The organism is Streptomyces glaucosporus (assembly GCF_039533345.1).
Taxonomy (GTDB): Bacteria; Actinomycetota; Actinomycetes; order Streptomycetales; family Streptomycetaceae; genus Streptomyces; species Streptomyces glaucosporus.
On sequence record NZ_BAAATJ010000033.1, the window covers coordinates 1 to 20,414 of the forward strand.

Genomic DNA, 20,414 nt, shown 5'->3' on the forward strand with positions numbered 1-20,414 from the left:
CCGCACCCCGCGCCCGGCCGCCTCCCCCGGGGCGCCGGGCGCCCCGGGCACCCCGTCGCGCTCCCCGGCCCCCGCTCCCCGCCCCCCGCGCCCCGCCCCGCGCGGCCCGCGCCGGGCGGTGGAGGGCGTACGACGGCCGTACCTGCGGGCGAAGCGGGCCTGGGACCGGCCGCTGACCGCGTACTACGTGATCCTCGGCGGCAGCCTGCTGATCATCGGCCTGGGCCTGGTGATGGTCTTCTCCGCCTCGCAGATCGAGGCGCTGCGCTCGGGCCTGCCCTCCACCTACTTCTTCCGCAAGCAGCTCCTGGCCGCCGCCCTGGGGGCCCTGCTGATGCTGGCCGCCGCCCGGATGCCCGTCGCCCTGCTGCGCGGACTGGCGTACCCGCTGCTGGCCGTCTCGGTCTTCCTGCTGTGCCTGGTCCAGGTGCCGGGGATCGGGCACGAGGTGAAGGGCAACCAGAACTGGATCCACCTCGGCGGCCCGTTCCAGTTCCAGCCCAGCGAGTTCGCCAAGCTCGCCCTGGTGCTGTGGGGGGCCGACCTGCTGGCGCGCAAGGGCGACAGGCGGCTGCTCGTCCACTGGAAGCACCTGCTGGTGCCGCTCGTCCCGGTGGCCTTCCTGCTGCTCGGCCTGATCATGCTGGGCAGGGACATGGGCACCGCGATCGTCCTGGCGGCGATCCTGACCGGCCTGCTGTGGCTGGCGGGGGCGCCCGTGCGGCTGTTCGGCGGAGTGCTGGCCCTCGTCGCCGTCATCGGGGCCGTCCTGGTCGGGACCAGCCCCAACCGGCTGGCCCGCTTCAACTGCCTCGGCGCCACCGAACCCGGCCCGAACGACGCGTGCTGGCAGGCGGTGCACGGCATCTACGCCCTGGCCTCGGGCGGCTGGTTCGGCTCCGGACTCGGGGCGAGCATGGAGAAATGGGGACAACTGCCCGAACCGCACACCGACTTCATCTTCGCCGTGACCGGGGAGGAACTCGGCCTGACGGGGACGCTGTCGGTGCTCGCTCTTTTCGCGGCTCTAGGCTATGCGGGTATCCGCGTGGCCGGACGCACGGAGGACCCCTTCGTGAGGTACGCGGCGGGAGGTGTGACCACCTGGATCATGGCGCAGGCCGTGATCAACATCGGCGCGGTGCTCGGTCTGCTGCCGATCGCCGGTGTTCCGCTCCCGCTGTTCTCCTACGGAGGTTCCGCCCTGCTGCCGGCGATGTTCGCCGTCGGACTGCTGATCGCGTCCGCGAGGACGGAGCCCGCCGCGAAGGCGGCACTGGCCATGCGGCAGCCTGCTGTGAGAAAGAAGCTGGCTGGGGTGAGACGGAAGACGATGCGACGGAGCGCCACACGGCGCCCGTCCGGAGAGCGGTGAATTTCGGTGCATGTCGTACTCGCCGGTGGGGGGACCGCCGGCCACATCGAGCCCGCGCTCGCCCTCGCGGACGCCCTGCGCAGGCAGGACCCGACCGTGGGGATCACGGCACTCGGCACGGAACGCGGACTTGAGACCCGGCTCGTCCCGGAGCGCGGCTACGACCTGGAACTGATCCCGGCCGTGCCGCTGCCGCGCAAGCCCACCCCTGAGCTGATCACCGTGCCGGGGCGGCTGCGCGGCACCATCAAGGCCGCCGAGCAGATCCTGGAGCGGGTCAAGGCGGACTGCGTGGTCGGCTTCGGCGGCTACGTGGCGCTGCCCGGCTACCTGGCGGCCAAGCGGCTCGGGGTTCCGATCGTCGTGCACGAGGCCAACGCCCGCCCGGGCCTGGCCAACAAGATCGGCTCCCGCTACACCCGCTTCGTCGCCGTCTCCACCCCGGACAGCAAGCTGCGGCACGCCCGCTACGTCGGCATCCCGCTGCGCCGGTCCATCGCCACCCTGGACCGGGCGGCGGCGCGCGCCGAGGCCCGGGCGGCCTTCGGACTCGACCAGGGCCTGCCGACCCTGCTGGTCTCCGGCGGCTCCCAGGGGGCGAGGCGGCTGAACGAGGTGGTCCAGGCCATCGCCCCGACCCTCCAGCGCTCCGGCATCCAGATCCTCCACGCGGTCGGCCCGAAGAACGAGCTGCCGCAGGTGGACAACATGCCGGGGATGCCCCCGTACATCCCGGTGCCGTACCTGGACCGCATGGACCTCGCCTACGCCGCGGCGGACATGATGCTCTGCCGGGCGGGCGCGATGACGGTCGCCGAACTGTCCGCCGTGGGGCTGCCGGCCGCCTACGTCCCGCTGCCGATCGGCAACGGCGAGCAGCGGCTGAACGCCCAGCCGGTGGTCAAGGCGGGCGGCGGTCTGCTGGTCGACGACGCCGAACTGTCGCCGCAGTGGATCCAGGACAACGTCCTGCCGGTGCTCACCGACCCGCACCGGCTGTACGACATGTCCCGCGCCGCCGCCGAGTTCGGCCGCCGCGACGCCGACGAACTGCTGGTCGGCATGGTGTACGAAGCGATCGCGGCGCGCGGCCGGGACTGACGCCGGGGCGCGGAAGGGCAGGGGACGTGGCCGGACGGACACCGACCGCCGAGCGCGGCGCCGGAGGCCCGGCGCGGCCGGGGCGGGGCGCCGCCCCGGCCCGGACCGCCCGGCCGGGCGACCGCAGGCGCCGCCGCCTGCTGCTGGTGCTCGCCCTCGCCCCCGCCCTGGTGCTCGGCGGCTTCGCGCTGTGGCTGCTCTACGGCTCCCCGTGGCTGAGGGTGGAGGGCGTCACGGTCGAGGGCGAGCGGGTGCTGACGGAGCGGCAGGTCCTGGAGACCGCCGCCGTCCCCGTCGGCGACCCGCTCGTCTCGGTCGACCCGGAGGAGGTGGAGCGGCGCCTGCGGGACGGGCTGCTCCGGATCGATTCGGTGGAGGTCGTGCGCTCCTGGCCGCACGGCATCGAGGTGAGGGTCGCCGAGCGCAGGCCCGTGGCCGTCATGGCGGAGGACGCGCATGACGGGGGTGATCGCGGGTACGCCGAGGTGGACGACGAAGGAGTGCGGTTCGGCACGGTCGCCGAACGGCCCGCGGGGGTCCCCCTGCTCGTGGTGGACCTCGCCGACTCGCCCAGCCGTCACCGCTTCGGCGCCGAGCGGATGCGCCGGGAGGCCGTGAAGGTCGCCTCGGCGCTTCCCGGCGGGGTGCGCGGGGACACCCGGACCATCCGGGTCCGTTCCTACGACTCCATCACCCTGGAGCTGACCGGCGGACGCACGGTGGTGTGGGGGAGCAGCGAGCGGAGCGCCGCGAAGGCCGATTCGCTCGTCCTGCTGATGAAGGCGGCGGACGGGGCGGAGCGGTTCGACGTGAGCGTTCCCGGCGCTCCGGCGGCGTCGGGGAGTTGACGCGCGCGCAGGCGGGCCAGCACCCTGGTTGGCTACCGCATTGCCTGATCACATAGGGTGAGAAGAAAAACGGGAGGTTCGGCGTGTTCGTTGAACGCGCACCGCAAGTCGACCTAGTGTCCGTTCCGAAGAACCCGAGGAACGACAGACATTGGTAACCCTAAACTTCACCCTTAGGGTTCGGGTCGGCGTCCGGACCGTCCCACTCGGCATAGGTCGGCGCACCGCAAGCACCGTGGAGCGGCGACACGTAACTCGAGGCGAGAGGCCTTCGACGTGGCAGCACCGCAGAACTACCTCGCAGTCATCAAGGTCGTCGGGATCGGCGGCGGTGGCGTCAATGCCATCAACCGGATGATCGAGGTCGGTCTCAAGGGCGTCGAGTTCATCGCGATCAACACTGACGCACAGGCCCTGCTGATGAGCGACGCCGACGTCAAGCTCGACGTCGGCCGCGAACTCACCCGCGGCCTCGGCGCAGGTGCCAACCCCGAGGTGGGCCGGAAGGCCGCCGAGGACCACCGCGAGGAGATCGAGGAGGTCCTCAAGGGGGCCGACATGGTCTTCGTCACGGCGGGCGAGGGCGGCGGCACCGGCACCGGCGGTGCGCCCGTCGTCGCGAACATCGCACGCTCCCTCGGCGCCCTCACCATCGGCGTCGTCACCCGTCCCTTCACCTTCGAGGGCCGCCGCCGCGCCAACCAGGCCGAGGACGGCATCGCGGCCCTGCGCGACGAGGTCGACACCCTCATCGTCATCCCCAACGACCGGCTGCTGTCCATCTCGGACCGCCAGGTGAGCGTGCTCGACGCGTTCAAGTCCGCGGACCAGGTGCTGCTCTCCGGTGTGCAGGGCATCACCGACCTGATCACCACCCCGGGCCTGATCAACCTCGACTTCGCGGACGTCAAGTCCGTGATGTCCGAGGCGGGCTCGGCGCTCATGGGCATCGGTTCGGCGCGCGGCGACGACCGCGCGGTGGCCGCCGCCGAGATGGCGATCTCCTCGCCGCTGCTGGAGGCGTCCATCGATGGCGCCCGCGGCGTCCTGCTCTCCATCTCCGGCGGCTCCGACCTCGGCCTGTTCGAGATCAACGAGGCCGCCCAGCTGGTGAGCGAGGCGGCGCACCCCGAGGCGAACATCATCTTCGGCGCGGTCATCGACGACGCCCTCGGCGACGAGGTCCGGGTCACCGTCATCGCGGCGGGCTTCGACGGGGGGCAGCCCCCGGCGAAGAACCGGGACAAGGTGCTCGGCTCCTACGGGAGCAAGGAGGAGAGCACGACGGGCACGCGCCCGGCGCCCTCCGACACCGACCGCCCGTCCTTCGGCGGGCTCGGCTCCGTCACCCCGCGCGAGGACGAGCCGTCCCCCGTGTCCCCGCTGAGCGACCCCTCGCCCGTCTTCGGCACGGGCGCCCCGTCCACGGGGACCGGCGAGACCGGACCGTCCACCGGGCCGCAGGTGCCCCCGGCCCGGCCGTACCCGGTGGAGGGACAGGCCGAGGAGCTCGACGTGCCGGACTTCCTCAAGTAAGCACCGTGTGACGTGATAGGACAGCACGACAGCGTGAGCGGCGCGCACTTCGCCTTCACCGACCGGTGGGGCGGGGTGAGCGCCGCTCCGTATGACGAACTCAACCTCGGCGGCGCGGTCGGGGACGACCCCGGCGCCGTACGGACCAACCGGGAGATGGCCGCGAAGGCGCTCGGCCTGGACCCGGCCTCGGTGGTCTGGATGAACCAGGTGCACGGCCGCGACGTGGCCGTCGTCCGGGGTCCCTGGGGGACCGGGGACGTGCCGTGCGTGGACGCGGTCGTCACCGACCGCCCCGGCCCGGTGCTCGCGGTCCTCACCGCCGACTGCGTCCCGGTCCTCCTCGCCGACCCGGTCGCCGGGATCGCGGGCGCCGCGCACGCCGGACGGCCCGGGCTGGTCGCCGGGGTGGTGCCGGCGGTGGTCGAGGCGATGGCCTCCCTGGGCGCCGACCCGGCGCGCGTCGTCGCCCGCATCGGCCCCTCGGTGTGCGGGCTCTGCTACGAGGTGCCGGAGCGGATGCGCGAGGAGGTCGCGGCCGTGGTGCCGGAGGCGTACGCCACCACGCGCCGGGGCACCCCGGCGGTCGACGTCGGAGCCGGGGTCCGCGCCCAGCTCGCCCGGCTCGGCGTCCCGGAGCCGCCGCGCCCCTCCGTGTGCACGCTGGAGTCGCGGGACCACTACTCGTACCGCCGGGAGAAGGTCACCGGACGGCTGGCGAGCTACGTCTGGCTGGACGGAACGGGAACCCGGCAGGGGCCGGATGAACCGGGCGCTCCGGGGAACCCGGGTCGTGGAGGAGGCCGGACGGCGTCCGCGGACGGTGCCGGAGCGGCGGACGGGGAGTGTGGGGAGTGACCGACCGCAAGGCCCAACTGGCCGCCAACCTCGCCCGGGTGGAGGAGCGCATCGCCCGCGCGTGTGTCGCGGCGGGGCGCGCGCCCGAGGACGTGACCCTGATCGTCGTCACCAAGACCTACCCCGCCGAGGATGTGCGGCTGCTGGCCGAACTCGGGGTGCGGCACGTGGCGGAGAACCGCGACCAGGAGGCGGCGCCCAAGGCCGAGGCCTGCGCGGACCTGCCGCTCACCTGGCACTTCGTGGGCCAGTTGCAGACGAACAAGGCCCGCTCCGTGGTGCGTTACGCCGACTTCGTGCACTCGGTGGACCGGCCCCGTCTGGTCGCGGCCCTCTCCTCGGCGGCCGAACGCGAGGGGCGGCGGATCGGCTGCCTCCTCCAGGTCGCGCTCGACCGGGAGTCGGGCGCCGCCGGACAGCGCGGAGGCGTCGCGCCCGACGGTGTGGAGGAGTTGGCGGCCGAGGTGGCCGCCGCGCCGGGCCTGCGGCTGGCCGGTGTGATGACGGTCGCACCTCTGTCCGGCCCGTACGCCGGGAGGCCGGGAGCGGCGTTCGGGAGACTGAGGGAAATCTCAACCCGCCTGCAGGCGGGGGATCCTGCTGCGAACATGGTGTCGGCGGGGATGAGCGCGGACCTCGAAGAGGCGGTGGCCGCCGGTGCGACACATGTGCGTATCGGCAGTGCGGTACTCGGAGACCGACCCGGGCTCCGGTAACGTCGCCAAGCAGGTCGGACCACAACAGAAAATATGGTCATTTCCGCACGGAGCGGATGGCCGCGTGGATCCAAGGCCGCCGGTGACGGGGCCTTGGGGCCTCCCGCCGGAGGCACCGGAGGCAGGCATGGGGCCTCCCCGCCGAAGGCAGGGGAACCACCACAGAGCGGAGGACGCAGAGAATGGCCGGCGCGATGCGCAAGATGGCGGTCTACCTCGGCCTCGTGGAGGACGATGGGTACGACGGCCCGGGGTTCGACCCCGATGACGAGTTCGAGCCCGAGCCGGAGCCCGAGAGGGACCGGCGTCATCAGGCACACCAGCCCCTGGGGGTCCCCGCGGCGAAGACCGGCGGGGAGGCCGAGCCCGAGGAGCCGGTGCGGGTCGTCCATCCTCCGGCTCACCGGGAGCGGGAGCAGCCTCCCGCGATCGTCACCGAAAGCGGCGGCCACGGCAGGATCGCGTCCGTGGCATCCATCACATCCGAACGCCAGAACCTGGAGAAGAACGCGCCGGTGATCATGCCCAAGGTCGTGTCCGAGCGAGAGCCCTACCGGATCACCACGCTCCACCCCCGGACGTACAACGAAGCCCGTACCATCGGGGAACACTTCCGCGAGGGCACCCCGGTGATCATGAACCTGACCGAGATGGACGACACGGACGCGAAGCGGCTCGTCGACTTCGCGGCCGGTCTGGTGTTCGGTCTCCATGGGAGTATCGAGCGGGTGACACAGAAGGTCTTCCTGCTGTCTCCTGCTAACGTCGATGTCACGGCGGAGGACAAGGCCCGCATCGCAGAGGGCGGGTTCTTCAACCAGAGCTGAGAGTCAGTACGTACGGACAGCCCGGTCGGCAGGCGGCCGGACACGACCGAAGGGGAGAGGGAAGCGCACGATGGGTGTGGCACAGCAGGTGGTCCTCATTGCGCTGCAATGCTTCCTCTTCGTGCTGATCTTCCGCCTGGTCATGGACTACGTCTTCATGTTCGCCCGCTCATGGCAGCCCGGCAAGGCGATGGTGGTCGTTCTGGAGGCCACCTACACTGTCACTGATCCGCCACTCAAGCTACTGCGGCGGTTCATACCGCCGCTGCGCTTCGGGGGTGTGGCGCTCGACCTGTCCTTCTTCGTGCTGATGATCATCGTCTACATCCTGATCAGTGTCGTGGCCGGGCTGTGAGCGATACGGTCTTGCCGATATGCCGATGACTTACGTTGAGGTGAAGAGATGCCGCTGACCCCCGAGGACGTGCGGAACAAGCAGTTCACGACCGTCCGCCTGCGAGAGGGCTACGACGAGGACGAGGTCGATGCCTTCCTCGACGAGGTCGAGGCCGAGCTGACCCGGCTGCTCCGGGAGAACGAGGACCTGCGCGCCAAGCTGGCCGCGGCGACGCGGGCCGCGGCGCAGAACCAGCAGCAGCAACAGCAGGGCATGCGCAAACCCGAACCCCAGGAGAGGCCGGGGGCTCCCGTCCCCGCCGCCATATCGGGTCCGCAGCCGGTCCCGCCGGGGCAGATGGGCGGCCCGCCCCAGCTGCCCGGCGGTGCGCCGCAGCTGCCGGCCGGTCCAGGCGGGCACGGGCCGCAGGGCGGCCCGCACGGTCCCGGGCCGATGGGCCCCGGGCCGATGGGTCCCGGGCCGATGGGCGGCCAGGCCCCGGGAGGCGACAGCGCGGCCCGCGTGCTGTCGCTGGCGCAGCAGACCGCCGACCAGGCGATCGCGGAGGCCCGTTCCGAGGCCAACAAGATCGTCGGCGAGGCGCGCAGCCGCGCCGAGGGCCTGGAGCGGGACGCCCGCGCCAAGGCCGACGCCCTGGAGCGGGACGCGCAGGAGAAGCACCGTGTCGCGATGGGCTCGCTGGAGTCCGCCCGCGCCACGCTGGAGCGCAAGGTCGAGGACCTGCGCGGCTTCGAGCGCGAGTACCGCACCCGCCTGAAGTCGTACCTGGAGAGCCAGCTCCGCCAGCTGGAGAGCCAGGCCGACGACTCCCTGGCCCCGCCGCGCACCCCGGCGACGGCCTCGCTGCCGCCGTCCCCGTCGATGGCCTCGGCCGGCGCCCCCGCCGGCGGTCCGATGGGCGGTGGGCACCAGACGATGGGCGGCGGCCAGCCGATGGGCGGTGGCCAGTCGATGGGTGGTCACAACCAGGGCGGGCACACCCAGGGCGGTGGTCAGACGTACGGCGGGCAGCAGCAGATGTCCCCGGCCATGACCCAGCCGATGGCTCCCGTCCGGCCGCAGGGACCGCAGCCGATGCAGCAGGCGCCGTCGCCGATGCGCGGCTTCCTCATCGACGAGGACGACAACTGACCGGCGGCTGACGGACGCCTCCGGAAGGCGGCAGGTCGGCATATCGCGAACGGGCCGGGCCCGGGATCCGCAGTGATCCCGGGCCCGGCCCGTTCGTGTGTCCGCTCCGGGGCCGTTCCCGGCCCGGCTCCCACCCGGCGCCGCAGGCCGGGAACGGCCCGGGGCGGGCGGCGCCCCCGCGGGGACGCCGCCCGCCCCGGCGGGGTCAGGCGCGGCGGAGCCGGAAGACCAGGGACAGCCCCTCGTCCGCGAACGGCTCGCCGAAGGAGCCGTCCCCCCTGCCCTCCGCGCAGTCGGTCGCCAGGACCTCGTCCGCGATCAGGGCCTGGTGCTCGGTGAGCGCCCGGGCGGTCTCCTCGTCGTCCGACCGCCACCGCAGGGCGATCCGGTCGGCGACGTCCAGGCCGCTCTTCTTGCGCGCCTCCTGGATGAGCCGGATCGCGTCACGGGCCAGCCCGGCCCGCCGCAGCTCCGGGGTGATCTCCAGGTCCAGGGCGACCGTGGCGCCCGCGTCGGAGGCCACCGACCATCCCTCGCGCGGGGTCTCGGTGATGATGACCTCCTCCGGCGACAGCGCGATCGTCTCGCCGTCCACCTCCACCGACGCCGTGCCGGCGCGCAGCGCCGCCGAGAGCTCCGCCGCGTCCGCCTCGGCGATGGCCTTGGCGACCGGCTGGGTGCGCTTGCCGAACCGGCGGCCCAGCGCGCGGAAGTTGGCCTTGGCCGTGGTGTCCACCAGGGAGCCGCCCACCTCCGACAGGGAGGCGAGCGAGGTGACGTTCAGCTCCTCGGCGATCTGCTCCCGCAGTTCGTCGCTGAGCAGCTCGAAGCCCTGCGCGGCCAGCAGCGCCCTCGACAGCGGCTGCCTGGTCTTGACGCCCGACTCGGCGCGCGTGGCCCGGCCGAGCTCCACCAGGCGCCGCACCAGCAGCATGTCGCGGGAGAGGTCCGGGTCGATGGCGTCCAGGTCGGCGGCCGGCCACGAGGCCATGTGCACCGAGGGCGACGCGTCCGGGGTGACGGGGACGACCAGGTCCTGCCAGACCCGCTCGGTGATGAACGGCGTCAGCGGGGCCATCAGGCGGGTGACCGTCTCCAGCACGTCGTGGAGGGTCCGCAGCGCAGCCGGGTCGCCCTGCCAGAAGCGGCGCCGGGAGCGGCGCACGTACCAGTTGGACAGGTCGTCCACGAAGGTGGAGAGCAGCTTGCCGGCGCGCTGGGTGTCGAACGCCTCCATGGCCTGGGTGCACTGGTCGACCAGGGCGTGGAGCTCGCTGAGGAGCCAGCGGTCCAGCAGCGGGCGGTCCGCCGGGGCCGGGTCGGACTCCGACGGCGCCCAGCCGGAGGTGCGGGCGTACAGCGCCTGGAAGGCGACCGTGTTCCAGTAGGTCAGCAGGACCTTGCGGACGACCTCCTGAATGGTGCCGTGGCCGACGCGCCGCGCGCTCCACGGGGAGCCGCCCGCCGCCATGAACCAGCGCACGGCGTCCGCGCCGTGCTGCTCCATGAGCGGGATCGGCTCCAGGATGTTGCCCAGGTGCTTGGACATCTTCCGGCCGTCCTCGGCGAGGATGTGGCCCAGGCAGACCACGTTCTCGTAGGAGGAGCGGCCGAAGACGAGCGTGCCGACCGCCATCAGCGTGTAGAACCAGCCGCGGGTCTGGTCGATGGCCTCGGAGATGAACTGCGCCGGGTAGCGCTTCTCGAAGACCTCCTTGTTCCGGTACGGGTAGCCCCACTGCGCGAAGGGCATCGACCCCGAGTCGTACCAGGCGTCGATGACCTCCGGGACGCGGGTGGCCCGGTGGGAGCAGCCCTCGGCGGGGCAGTCGAAGACGACCTCGTCGATGTAGGGCCGGTGCGGGTCCAGGCCGGACTGGTCGGTACCGGTCAGCTCGGTCAGCTCGGCCAGCGAGCCGACACAGGTGAGGTGGCCGTCCTCGCACCGCCAGATGGGCAGCGGGGTGCCCCAGTAGCGGTTGCGGGACAGGGCCCAGTCGATGTTGTTGTTCAGCCAGTCGCCGTAGCGGCCGTGCTTGACCGACTCCGGGAACCAGTTCGTCCGCTCGTTCTCCCGCAGCAGCTCGTCCTTGATCGCGGTGGTGCGGATGTACCAGGACGGCTGCGCGTAGTAGAGCAGCGCGGTGTGGCAGCGCCAGCAGTGCGGGTAGCTGTGCTCGTACGGCAGGTGGCGGAAGAGCAGGCCGCGCGCGTCGAGGTCGGCGACCAGCACCTCGTCGGCCTTCTTGAAGAACTGCCCGCCGACCAGCTCCAGGCCCTCCTCGAAGGTGCCGTCGGGCCGGACGGGGTTGACCACCGGCAGCCCGTAGGCCCGGCAGGTCAGCAGGTCGTCCTCGCCGAACGCGGGGGACTGGTGGACCAGGCCGGTGCCGTCCTCGGTGGTGACGTACTCCGCGTTGAGGACGAAGTGGGCGCCCTCGATCTCCACCAGGTCGAAGGGGCGGCGGTAGGACCAGCGCTCCATCTCGCGGCCGGTGAAGGTCTGCCCGGTGGCCATCCACCCCTCGCCCAGGGCCTTGGCCAGCAGCGGCTCGGCGACGACCAGCTTCTCGGTGCCGTCGGTGGCCACCGCGTAGGTGACGTCGGGGTGCGCGGCGACGGCGGTGTTGGACACCAGCGTCCAGGGGGTGGTCGTCCACACCAGCAGCGCCGCCTCGCCGGCCAGCGGGCCGGAGGTCAGCGGGAAGCGGACGTAGACCGAGGGGTCGACCACGGTCTCGTAGCCCTGCGCCAGCTCGTGGTCGGACAGGCCGGTGCCGCAGCGGGGGCACCAGGGCGCCACCCGGTGGTCCTGGACGAGCAGGCCCTTGCCGAAGATCTGCTTCAGGGACCACCAGACGGACTCGATGTACTGCGGGTCCATCGTCCGGTACGCGTCGTCCATGTCGACCCAGTAGCCCATCCGGGTCGTCAGCTCGGCGAAGGCGTCGGTGTGCCGGGTCACCGACTCGCGGCACCGGGCGTTGAACTCCGCGATGCCGTAGGACTCGATGTCCTGCTTGCCGGTGAAGCCCAGCTCCTTCTCCACCGCCAGCTCGACCGGCAGGCCGTGGCAGTCCCAGCCGGCCTTGCGCGCGACGTGGTAGCCGCGCATGGTGCGGAAGCGGGGGAAGACGTCCTTGAAGACGCGGGCCTCGATGTGGTGGGCGCCGGGCATGCCGTTCGCGGTCGGGGGACCCTCGTAGAAGACCCACTCGGGGCGGCCCTCGGACTGCTCCAGGCTGCGGGCGAAGATCTTGTTCTCGCGCCAGAAGTCGAGCACGGCGCGCTCCAGGGCGGGAAGGTCCACCTGGGCGGGCACCGGACGGTACTGGGGCGGGGACTGCTGGCTCACTGCGAGCTTCCTCCAACGGACGTCGTGACTTCCGCCGGAGGGACGAGACCACCGCCCGTCGGCGGGGTTCCCGCGGTACCACCCTCCTTGACGGCGGAAGCGCACCGGATACGCGTCCCACCGCCCACTCATTGGTGCTGCGATGCCGGTTCTACTCACCGCGCGCCCGACTCGGCCGCGCGGCTTTCTTCCGGCGGCTCCGGGGTGATCTTCACGCCGCGCTCGCCCCCGGGCTCACACCGTCCCCGGGTCGCTCGTGGCCGCGTACGGACGCTACTCGTCCCCTTCCACGCCTTTCGCTCTGCCCAGTGTACGGGTGTCCGCCAATGGCGGTGAGCCGGTTTTCGGGCCGCGCCGCGGGGCACAACGCTTCGCAGGGGCACGGGCCCGCCCCCGCGGAAGCGCGGACGGACCGGCGTGCCCCGTTGCCGCGTGATCGGGGCCGACTTATCGTTCCCGTCACGATTCGCGAGCAAGATCACACAATGTGAAGGGATCGCGGCCATGGTGGCGGGGAAGACCGCGGACGGGAGGACGGGAGCCGTGAGGGCGCCCGCCCCGGCCGCGGCCGGCCGGGACGTCGCCGCGGAGACGGCCGCCGCAGGAGCGGCCGGGGAGAAGACAGGAGCCAAGACGGTGGTTGCCAAGAAGACCACGACGGGAGCGCCGGCCGCCGACGAGGCGGCCGCGGTGCTCCCGGCACGTGTGGCCGCGACATCCGCTGCCCCCGACGAGCTGGCCGTACGGCCCGGGGAGAGCCCCTGGACGGCGGAGGAGGTGGAGGAGGCGCGGGCCGAGCTGTCCCGGGAGGCCGAACGGCTGCGCACCGAGATCCACGCCGCCGAGGAGGCCCTCAACGGCCTGATGCGCGACTCGGCCGACGCGGCCGGGGACGACCAGGCGGACACGGGCACCAAGAACATCACCCGGGAACACGAGATGGCCCTCGCGGAGAACGCCCGCGAGATGCTCTACCAGACCGAGCGCGCCCTGGGCCGCCTGGAGGCCGGCACGTACGGGGCCTGCGAGAACTGCGGCCGGGCGATCGGCAAGGCGCGGATGCAGGCCTTCCCCCGGGCCACGCTGTGCGTCGAGTGCAAGCAGCGGCAGGAACGCCGCTGACGGCCCCGCGCGGGTGTGACGTACCCTGCTCACGTGACTGAGGTGGAACGGGCCGACGACAAGCCCGAGAGGGCCGATGCCGAGACCGCGGGCACGGCGGAGGAGGGGACGGCGGTCGCCGCGGGGACCGGACCGGAGGAGGGCGGACGGCCGGGCGCCGGGCGCCGCCGGAGGGTCGTGGAGCTCGCCATCGTGGCGGCCGTGGCGTACGCCCTGGACCTGATCACCAAGATCCTCGTGGTCGAGAGGCTGGAGGGCCACGACCCGATCGAGGTGATCGGGACCTGGCTGAGGTTCCAGGCGGTGCGCAACCCGGGCGCCGCCTTCGGCATCGGCGAGGCCCTCACCATCGTCTTCACCGTCATCGCGGCGGCCGTGATCGTGGTGATCGTGCGGATCGCGCGCAAGCTCTACAGCACACCGTGGGCCGTGGCGCTCGGGCTGCTGCTGGGCGGGGCCCTGGGCAACCTCACCGACCGGGTCTTCCGCTCGCCCGGGGTGTTCCGGGGACACGTCGTGGACTTCATCGCGCCCGCGCACTTCGCCGTCTTCAACCTCGCCGACACGGCGATCGTCTGCGGCGGAGTGCTGATCGTGATCCTGTCCTTCCGCGGTCTGGACCCCGACGGCACCGTCCACCGCGACTGACCGCGGCTGACCGGGACCGGCCGCGCACATCCGCGCGCCCCCGCCCGCCGGGCGGGGGCGCGGCGCGCTTCCGGCATACTCGATCGGGTGAGTCAGCTTCCCGAGATCCGCACCCTGCCCGTACCCGACGGCCTGGAGGGCGAGCGCGTCGACGCCGCCCTGGCCAGGATGTTCGGCTTCTCCCGCACCAAGGCCGCCGAGCTGGCCGGCTCGGGAAAGGTCCGGCTGGACGGGGGCGAGGTCGGAAAGTCGGAGCGCGTGCGCGGCGGGGCCTGGCTGGAGGTGGAGATGCCCGCGCCGCCGGCCCCGGTGAGGGTCGTCGCCGAGCCGGTGGAGGGCATGGAGATCATCCACGACGACGAGGACGTCGTGGTGGTGGACAAGCCGGTCGGCGTGGCGGCCCACCCCAGCCCCGGCTGGAACGGGCCCACCGTGATCGGCGGGCTCGCCGCCGCGGGCTTCCGCATCTCCACCTCGGGCGCCGCGGAGCGCCAGGGCATCGTCCACCGGCTGGACGTGGGCACCTCCGGACTGATGGTGGTCGCCAAGTCCGAGCGGGCCTACACCCTGCTCAAGCAGCAGTTCCGCGAGCGCACGGTCGACAAGCGCTACCACGCGCTCGTCCAGGGCCACCCCGACCCGATGAGCGGCACGATCGACGCCCCCATCGGACGGCACCCCGTCCACGACTACAAGTGGGCGGTCACCGCCGACGGCAAGCCCTCGGTCACCCACTACGACCTCGTCGAGGCGTTCCGGGCCGCCAGCCTCCTCGACATCAAGCTGGAGACCGGCCGCACCCACCAGATCCGCGTCCACATGGCCGCCCACCGGCACCCCTGCGTCGGCGACACCACCTACGGCGCCGACCCGACGATGGCGAAGCGGCTCGGCCTGACGCGGCAGTGGCTGCACGCGGTCCGGCTCGGTTTCGAGCACCCGTCGGACGGCCGCTGGGCGGAGTTCTCCAGCGACTACCCGGACGACCTCCGGACCGCCCTGGACCGGGTCCGCGCCGAGAGCGCGTAGGAGGACCGGGGCGGCCCGGAGGAGGGCCCGGGAGGGGCCGGGTCCGTCAGGGCGCCCTCCGGGCGTCCGGGATGCCCGCCCGCCCCGGCTTCCCCGACCCGTTCGGCCCGCCGCCGTCCTCCCGGCCCGCCCCCGGCAGCTCCAGCCGCTCCCGCACCGGTTCGGGAGCGGGCGCCGGCGCCGCCTGCGCCGTGGTGACGCGGGGGAGGGCGTAGGGGTGCTCCCGGTGGAGCCAGGTGATCAGCTGCTCGCGGATCTCGCAGCGCAGCGTCCAGACGTCGTCGGACGTCCGTGCCGTCACCATCGCGCGGACCACGATCGTGGAGGGCGTGGTGTCGGTCACCACCAGGTTCCAGTCGCGGCCGTCCCAGGCGTCGCTGGCCCGCACGATCTCCTCGGTCTTCGCCCGGATCTCGGAGATCGGGGCCGAGTGGTCCAGGTGGAGGTAGACCGTGCCGGTCATCTGCGCGCCGTTGCGGGACCAGTTCTCGAAGGGCTTCCCGGCGAAGTACGACACCGGCATGGTGATCCGCCGCTCGTCCCAGGTGCGGATGACGATGTACGAGACGGTGATCTCCTCCACCGTCCCCAGCTCGCCCTCGACCACCACCGTGTCGCCGATGCGCACCATGTCGCCGAAGGCGATCTGCAGGCCGGCGAAGAGGTTGCCCAGCGTGGACTGGGCGGCGATGCCCGCGACGATGCCGAGCACACCGGCCGAGGCCAGCATGGACGCGCCCAGCTTCTCCATCGCGGGGAACTGCAGCAGCATCGCGGACGCGGCGATCACCGTGACCACCGCGGTGGCCAGCCGCCGGACCAGGGTCAGCTGGGTGCGCACGCGCCGCACCCGCGCCGCGTCGTGGGCCACCCCCGCGTAGCGGGAGAACGCGGTCTCCACGACGGCGGTGACCACCCGCAGGGCCAGCCACGCGGCGGCTCCGATCAGTATCAGGCTGAGCCACAGGTCGACGGCCCTCTGGTGGTCCCGGGTCAGGTGCGTCTCGTCGGAGAAGGCGTTGAGCAGGGCGACGAAGACGACCGCCTGCAGCGGCCACCTGCCGCTGCGCAGAAGTCCCCACATCGGGGTCTCCGGGTGCCGGGCGTCCATGCGCCGCAGGACGCGGTCCATGGCCCAGCCGACGACGAGGGCCAGTGCGATCGCGCCGCCGAAGACGATCAGCGGCCGCAGCACGTTCTCCATGGTCGTGTGAACTCCTCGGGGGCTCCGGGGGACGAAAAGGGCTCCATCGACCGTACCTGGCACCATGGGGGGAACTCCGCTCCCGGGCCGGGCGCCCGGGGCGGATCATGAGCCTGACCTGCGAAGGAAGTGACATCGTGCCCACCGTTGTGATGTTCCACTCCGCCTACGGGCTGCGTCCCGCCGTGCACGCCGCCGCCGAGCGGCTGCGGGAGGCCGGGCACGAGGTCCACACCCCCGACCTGTACGGCGGGCGGTCCGCGGACACCGTCGAGGACGGCATGGCGATCAAGGACGAGATCGGCCGCGACGAGCTGCTCAGGCGGGCCGTCGCCGCCACCGCGCCCCTGTCCGAGCGGGGAGTGGTGTACGCCGGGTTCTCGCTGGGCGCGGCGATCGCCCAGAACCTCGCGCTCGCCGACGTCCGCGCGCGGGGGCTGCTGCTCCTCCACGGCACCTCGGACATCGCGGAGAACGCCTCCGTGGACGAGCTGCCCGTCCAGCTCCACGTCGCCGACCCCGACCCCTTCGAGCCGCACGACTGGCTGAACGCCTGGTACCTGCGGATGCGCAGGGCGGGCGCGGAGGTCGAGGTCCACCGCTACGCCGGGGCCGGCCACCTCTACACCGACCCCGGCCTGCCCGACCACGACGAGGAGGCGGCCGAGCGGACCTGGCGGACCGCACTGGACTTCCTGGCGGACCTGGGGGACCCCGAGGACCGCTGAGACGGCCCCGCCCCGGGCCCGCACGCCGAAGGGCGCGCGGGCCCGGGGCTCGTCCGGACGCCTCGGCGCGCGGGTCAGCGCACGGGCTCCTCCGCGCGCTCCACGCGCTGCGTGCCCGACCGCGTGCGGTAGGAGCGCACGTGGCGGGAGGCCGCATCCGGGTCCGTCTTGTCCGACAGCGCGTAGTAGTCCATCTGCGCCCGCTCGGCGGTGACGTCCAGGACGCCGTAGCCGTGCGAGTCCATGTCCACCCACCGGGTGTGGCGGTTGGCGGCGCGGACGGCGGCCTCGGCCACGGAGGAGACGGTGTGCGGCGGGACCCGCAGGAAGTCGTCCAGGTTGTCCGAGGTGACAGAGGTGACCACGAACTCCGTGGCGACCGGCCGCTGGAGCGGGTACGCGGCGGCCCGGACGGGCACGTCGTTGGCGAAGGCCATGTGGATGTCGCCGGTGAGGAAGACGGTGTTGCCGATGCCGCGGTCGCGCAGGTGGGTCAGCAGCTCGCGGCGGTCGTCGGTGTAGCCGTCCCACTGGTCGGTGTTGAGGGCCAGGCCCTCGCGGGGGACGCCCAGCAGGTCGGCCAGCGGCCCCAGCAGGTGAGCGGGAACGGACCCGAAGGCCATCGGCGAGATCATCACCGAGGTGCCCACCAGGTGCCACCGCGCGCCGGAGGCCGCCAGGGAGGACTTCAGCCAGTCCAGCTGCGCCCGGCCGGTGATGGTGCGGTCGGGGTCGTCCACGTCGCCGCTGCCGAGGCCGGCCTGCCGGTCGCGGAAGGAGCGCAGGTCCAGCAGGTGGAGGTCGGCCAGGTCGCCGAAGCGCAGCCGCCGGTGGACGGTGCCCTCGGCGGAGGGCCGGACCGGCATCCACTCGAAGTACGCGCGCCGGGCGGCCCCCGTGCGCGCCGCCCAGTCGCCCTCGGTCTCCGGCGTGTGGTTCTCGGCCCCGCCGGACCAGGCGTCGTTGGCCGTCTCGTGGTCGTCCCATATCGCGATCAGCGGGTGGGCGGCGTGGAGGGCCTGGAGGTCCGGGTCGGCCTTGTAGTGGGCGTGGCGCTGCCGGTAGTCGGACAGGGTGACGGTCTCGTGGGCCGGCCGCATCTCCCGGACGATCCCGTCCTTCATCGGGAACCCGCCTCTGCCGTACTCGTAGATGTAGTCGCCGAGGTGGAGGACGGCGTCGAGGTCGGTCCGGGCGGCCAGGTGGCGGTACGCCGTGAAGTAGCCGCTCTCGTAGTGGGCGCAGGAGACCACCCCGAAGCGGACGCGGTCCGCCGTCGTGCCGTCGGCGGGCGCGGTGCGGGTGCGGCCGGTGGGGGAGTGGGCCCCGCCGGCGGTGAAGCGGTAGAAGTAGGCGGTGGCCGGGCGCAGCCCGCGGACGTCGGCCTTGACGGTGTGGTCGGCCGCGGCGGTGGCGGTGACGCTGCCGGAGGCGGCGACGGAGGTGAAGCCGCGGTCCTCGGCGACCTCCCAGCGGACCTCCACGGGGGCGCCCAGGCCGGAGCCGGGCGTCGCCTCGGGGGAGGGGGTGACGCGGGTCCACAGCAGGACGCCGTCGGGCAGCGGGTCGCCGGAGGCGACGCCGTGCGCGAAGACCGGGGCGCCGGCGGCGTCGCCGGCGCCTGCGGCGCGGGCGTGCCGGGGACCGGCCAGCGGCAGCAGCGCGGCGGCCCCGGCCACGGCCGCGACGACGCTGCGGCGCGTGGGGGATGCGGTGCGGGAAGCGATGTCGGTGTCGGTCACGGCCGCAGATGCTACGTGCCGGTAGGGGCGCCGGGAGGCAGGACGGAGGAAGTTCGCCGAAGTGTCGAACGGCGTTTCTCCCCGGGCCCGTCCGGGGCTTCCGGGACCCCGGCCCGGAGGCCCCGGACGGGCCCGGCCCGGTGGCCGCGCCGCCTCGGGCGGCGGGCCCACCGGGCCGGACGGAGTGCTCCGGACGGTCGGAGTCCGGCTCCTCGACTACTGGAGCTTGACGCCGAGCTTGTCGAGTTCGGCGGGCAGCTTGCTGATCTCGACGTCCTTGCCGTCGATGCGGACGGTCGGCGTGCCCTGGATCTTGGCGTCGTTGAAGCTCTCGACCATCTCCAGGGCCCACTTGTCGTAGGTGCCCTTCTCGACGGCCTGCTCGAACTTCTTGTTGCCCTTCAGCGCCTCGACGTTCTCCGCGACCTCCAGCAGGTAGTCGTTGTCGGCGAACTTGTCCTCGGGCTCGGCCGGGTGGTGCTCGGCGGAGTACAGCAGGGAGTGGTACTCGGTGAAGGCCTCGGTGCTCACGTTCAGCGCGGCGCCCAGCGCGCTGATGGCGTTCTTGGAGCCGTTGCCGCCCACGTTGCCGTCGATGATGGCGCCCAGGTGGACCTGGAGCTTGTACTTGCCGTCCTTGGCGCCCTGCTTGAGGGGCTCGCCGAGCTGCTGCTCGAAGTTGGCGCAGGCCGGGCAGCGCATGTCCTCGTAGACGTCGATGGTCGTCTTGGCGTCCTCGCCCCCGAGGACGACGACGGTGCCGTTCTCGCCCTGGGCGTTGACCGGCTTCACCAGCTTCCTGTCCGCCACCGTGGCCCAGGACTTCTCGGTGCCGCCGTCGCCGCCGCGCTCCAGGTTGGCGACGGCGAAGCCGATGCCGCCGACGACGGCGAGGAGGCCGACGACCGCGGCGGCGACGATCAGCTGGCGGCGCACCTTGTCCTTCCTGGCCTGCTTCTCGCGCTCGATCCGCAGCCGCTCGCGGGCGGCGCGCTTGGCTTCCTGGCTGTTGCGCTTGCTCATGGGGTGTGTTCTCCGTGTGTTCGCGTACGTGCGGGGACGGTGGTGCTCAGGCGGCGAGGGCCGCGGGGCACGGGGGTCCGCGTCGTACGACGGAGTGGGTCAGCAGCGGAAGCGCGCGGGGGGCGAGGGCCCGCGGGGCGGGGCGGACCCCCCGGCGGGACGGACCGGCGGCCACCCGGTGGCCGGCGACCGCCGGCAGCGGCCGGAGGACGGCCGCGGCGGCGCCGCGCAGCATCCGGGCGAGCGCCGCGTCGCCCCGGTGCAGCCAGGCGGCGGCGGTCAGCCCCACGGCCACGTGCGCGGCCAGCAGGAGCCAGGGCGCGGCGGGGTGGGTGGTGTGGGCGAGCGGGGGCGCGCCGGAGGCGGCCACCCGCGCCAGGGGCGTCCCGAAGTCGCCGCCCGCGCACAGCAGGTCCAGGCCCAGCGCGCGCAGCGGCCCGGCCACGGGGCCCCCGGCCTGCCCGTAGCAGGCGTCCTGCCCGGTGGTGAAGACGGTGTCCGCGGCCAGTTCGAGCGGCACCAGCAGCCCCGCGACCGACCGGTAGCCCCGTTCGCGCCCGGCGAGGGCGAAGGCGGCGGCGAACACCACCGCGGTGACCGCGATCAGCGGCGGGTACGGCAGGGGGTTTCCGGTGAGCAGCACGTGGGCACCCGCGGACAGGGTGACGCACAGCGCGGTGAAGACCGCGGCGCGCACCGCCCGTACTCCCATGCCCGCAATCGGGACTCCCGTCGTGCCCATCGCGGTCGAGTGTGCCACGGGCCGGGCTAAGACGTGCCTAAAGGGCACCCCGGAAAACGTTCCGGCCGCCG

The 20,414-nt window shown here is 73.1% G+C and carries 17 protein-coding genes and 1 pseudogene; 13 read left to right on the forward strand and 5 right to left on the reverse strand.

What is annotated here, in order from left to right:
* From ftsW to ABD358_RS25330, 9 genes and pseudogenes are all read left to right on the forward strand, one after another.
* A partial coding sequence (gene ftsW / locus ABD358_RS25290; protein WP_425576420.1) for a putative lipid II flippase FtsW occupies nt 1-1,375 on the forward strand: 1,375 nt, incomplete at its 5' end.
* Nucleotides 1,376-1,381: 6 nt separating this feature from the next.
* On the forward strand, nt 1,382-2,476 hold the full coding sequence (gene murG, locus ABD358_RS25295; RefSeq protein ID WP_344633461.1) for an undecaprenyldiphospho-muramoylpentapeptide beta-N-acetylglucosaminyltransferase: 1,095 nt from the start codon (nt 1,382-1,384) through the stop codon (nt 2,474-2,476).
* Between the two features lie 26 nt (nt 2,477-2,502).
* On the forward strand, nt 2,503-3,324 hold the full coding sequence (locus ABD358_RS25300; protein WP_344633462.1) for a cell division protein FtsQ/DivIB: 822 nt from the start codon (nt 2,503-2,505) through the stop codon (nt 3,322-3,324).
* Between the two features lie 276 nt (nt 3,325-3,600).
* Nucleotides 3,601-4,860, forward strand: a complete 1,260-nt coding sequence (gene ftsZ, locus ABD358_RS25305; protein ID WP_344633463.1) for a cell division protein FtsZ — start codon at nt 3,601-3,603, stop codon at nt 4,858-4,860.
* 12 nt (nt 4,861-4,872) lie between these two features.
* A pseudogene (gene pgeF, locus ABD358_RS25310) lies at nt 4,873-5,598 on the forward strand (peptidoglycan editing factor PgeF); the annotation flags it as partial.
* A 116-nt stretch (nt 5,599-5,714) separates the two neighbouring features.
* Nucleotides 5,715-6,434: a YggS family pyridoxal phosphate-dependent enzyme gene (locus ABD358_RS25315; RefSeq protein WP_344633464.1), complete on the forward strand. Its 720-nt coding sequence runs from the start codon at nt 5,715-5,717 to the stop codon at nt 6,432-6,434.
* 182 nt (nt 6,435-6,616) lie between these two features.
* On the forward strand, nt 6,617-7,261 hold the full coding sequence (locus tag ABD358_RS25320; RefSeq protein ID WP_344633465.1) for a cell division protein SepF: 645 nt from the start codon (nt 6,617-6,619) through the stop codon (nt 7,259-7,261).
* Between the two features lie 70 nt (nt 7,262-7,331).
* Nucleotides 7,332-7,616 (forward strand): YggT family protein, encoded by a 285-nt coding sequence (locus tag ABD358_RS25325; protein ID WP_344633466.1) that lies wholly within the window; start codon nt 7,332-7,334, stop codon nt 7,614-7,616.
* Between the two features lie 48 nt (nt 7,617-7,664).
* Complete coding sequence (locus ABD358_RS25330) at nt 7,665-8,750, forward strand: DivIVA domain-containing protein (protein ID WP_344633467.1); 1,086 nt, start codon at nt 7,665-7,667, stop codon at nt 8,748-8,750.
* A gap of 205 nt (nt 8,751-8,955) precedes the next feature.
* Here the strand turns inward: ABD358_RS25330 and ileS are convergent, their stop codons facing one another.
* Nucleotides 8,956-12,105 carry an isoleucine--tRNA ligase gene (ileS, locus tag ABD358_RS25335; RefSeq protein WP_344633468.1) on the reverse strand — a complete coding sequence of 1,050 codons (3,150 nt, stop codon included), beginning with the start codon at nt 12,103-12,105 and terminating at the stop codon, nt 8,956-8,958.
* Between the two features lie 504 nt (nt 12,106-12,609).
* Between ileS and ABD358_RS25340 the strand changes: the two genes are divergently transcribed.
* The 3 genes from ABD358_RS25340 (at nt 12,610) to ABD358_RS25350 (ending at nt 14,904) form a co-directional block, all read left to right on the forward strand.
* Complete coding sequence (locus tag ABD358_RS25340; protein ID WP_425576421.1) at nt 12,610-13,227, forward strand: TraR/DksA family transcriptional regulator; 618 nt, start codon at nt 12,610-12,612, stop codon at nt 13,225-13,227.
* 33 nt (nt 13,228-13,260) lie between these two features.
* On the forward strand, nt 13,261-13,875 hold the full coding sequence (gene lspA, locus ABD358_RS25345; RefSeq protein WP_344633469.1) for a signal peptidase II: 615 nt from the start codon (nt 13,261-13,263) through the stop codon (nt 13,873-13,875).
* 87 nt (nt 13,876-13,962) lie between these two features.
* Nucleotides 13,963-14,904 carry an RluA family pseudouridine synthase gene (locus ABD358_RS25350; protein WP_344633470.1) on the forward strand — a complete coding sequence of 314 codons (942 nt, stop codon included), beginning with the start codon at nt 13,963-13,965 and terminating at the stop codon, nt 14,902-14,904.
* A gap of 46 nt (nt 14,905-14,950) precedes the next feature.
* On the opposite strand, the gene ABD358_RS25355 is transcribed toward ABD358_RS25350, so the two are convergent.
* Nucleotides 14,951-16,108 (reverse strand): mechanosensitive ion channel family protein, encoded by a 1,158-nt coding sequence (locus ABD358_RS25355; protein ID WP_344633471.1) that lies wholly within the window; start codon nt 16,106-16,108, stop codon nt 14,951-14,953.
* 137 nt (nt 16,109-16,245) lie between these two features.
* Between ABD358_RS25355 and ABD358_RS25360 the strand changes: the two genes are divergently transcribed.
* On the forward strand, nt 16,246-16,836 hold the full coding sequence (locus ABD358_RS25360) for a dienelactone hydrolase family protein (protein WP_344633472.1): 591 nt from the start codon (nt 16,246-16,248) through the stop codon (nt 16,834-16,836).
* Nucleotides 16,837-16,910: 74 nt separating this feature from the next.
* Here ABD358_RS25360 and ABD358_RS25365 read toward each other — a convergent pair whose 3' ends face one another.
* The 3 genes from ABD358_RS25365 to ABD358_RS25375 all read right to left on the reverse strand — a co-directional run bounded on the left by ABD358_RS25365 (nt 16,911) and on the right by ABD358_RS25375 (nt 20,343).
* Entirely contained in the window at nt 16,911-18,578 is a 1,668-nt protein-coding gene (locus tag ABD358_RS25365) for an alkaline phosphatase D family protein (RefSeq protein WP_425576422.1), read from the reverse strand.
* 216 nt (nt 18,579-18,794) lie between these two features.
* Nucleotides 18,795-19,601 carry a thioredoxin domain-containing protein gene (locus ABD358_RS25370; protein ID WP_344633473.1) on the reverse strand — a complete coding sequence of 269 codons (807 nt, stop codon included), beginning with the start codon at nt 19,599-19,601 and terminating at the stop codon, nt 18,795-18,797.
* 46 nt (nt 19,602-19,647) lie between these two features.
* Complete coding sequence (locus tag ABD358_RS25375) at nt 19,648-20,343, reverse strand: hypothetical protein (RefSeq protein ID WP_344633474.1); 696 nt, start codon at nt 20,341-20,343, stop codon at nt 19,648-19,650.
* Between the last annotated feature and the right edge of the window lie 71 nt (nt 20,344-20,414).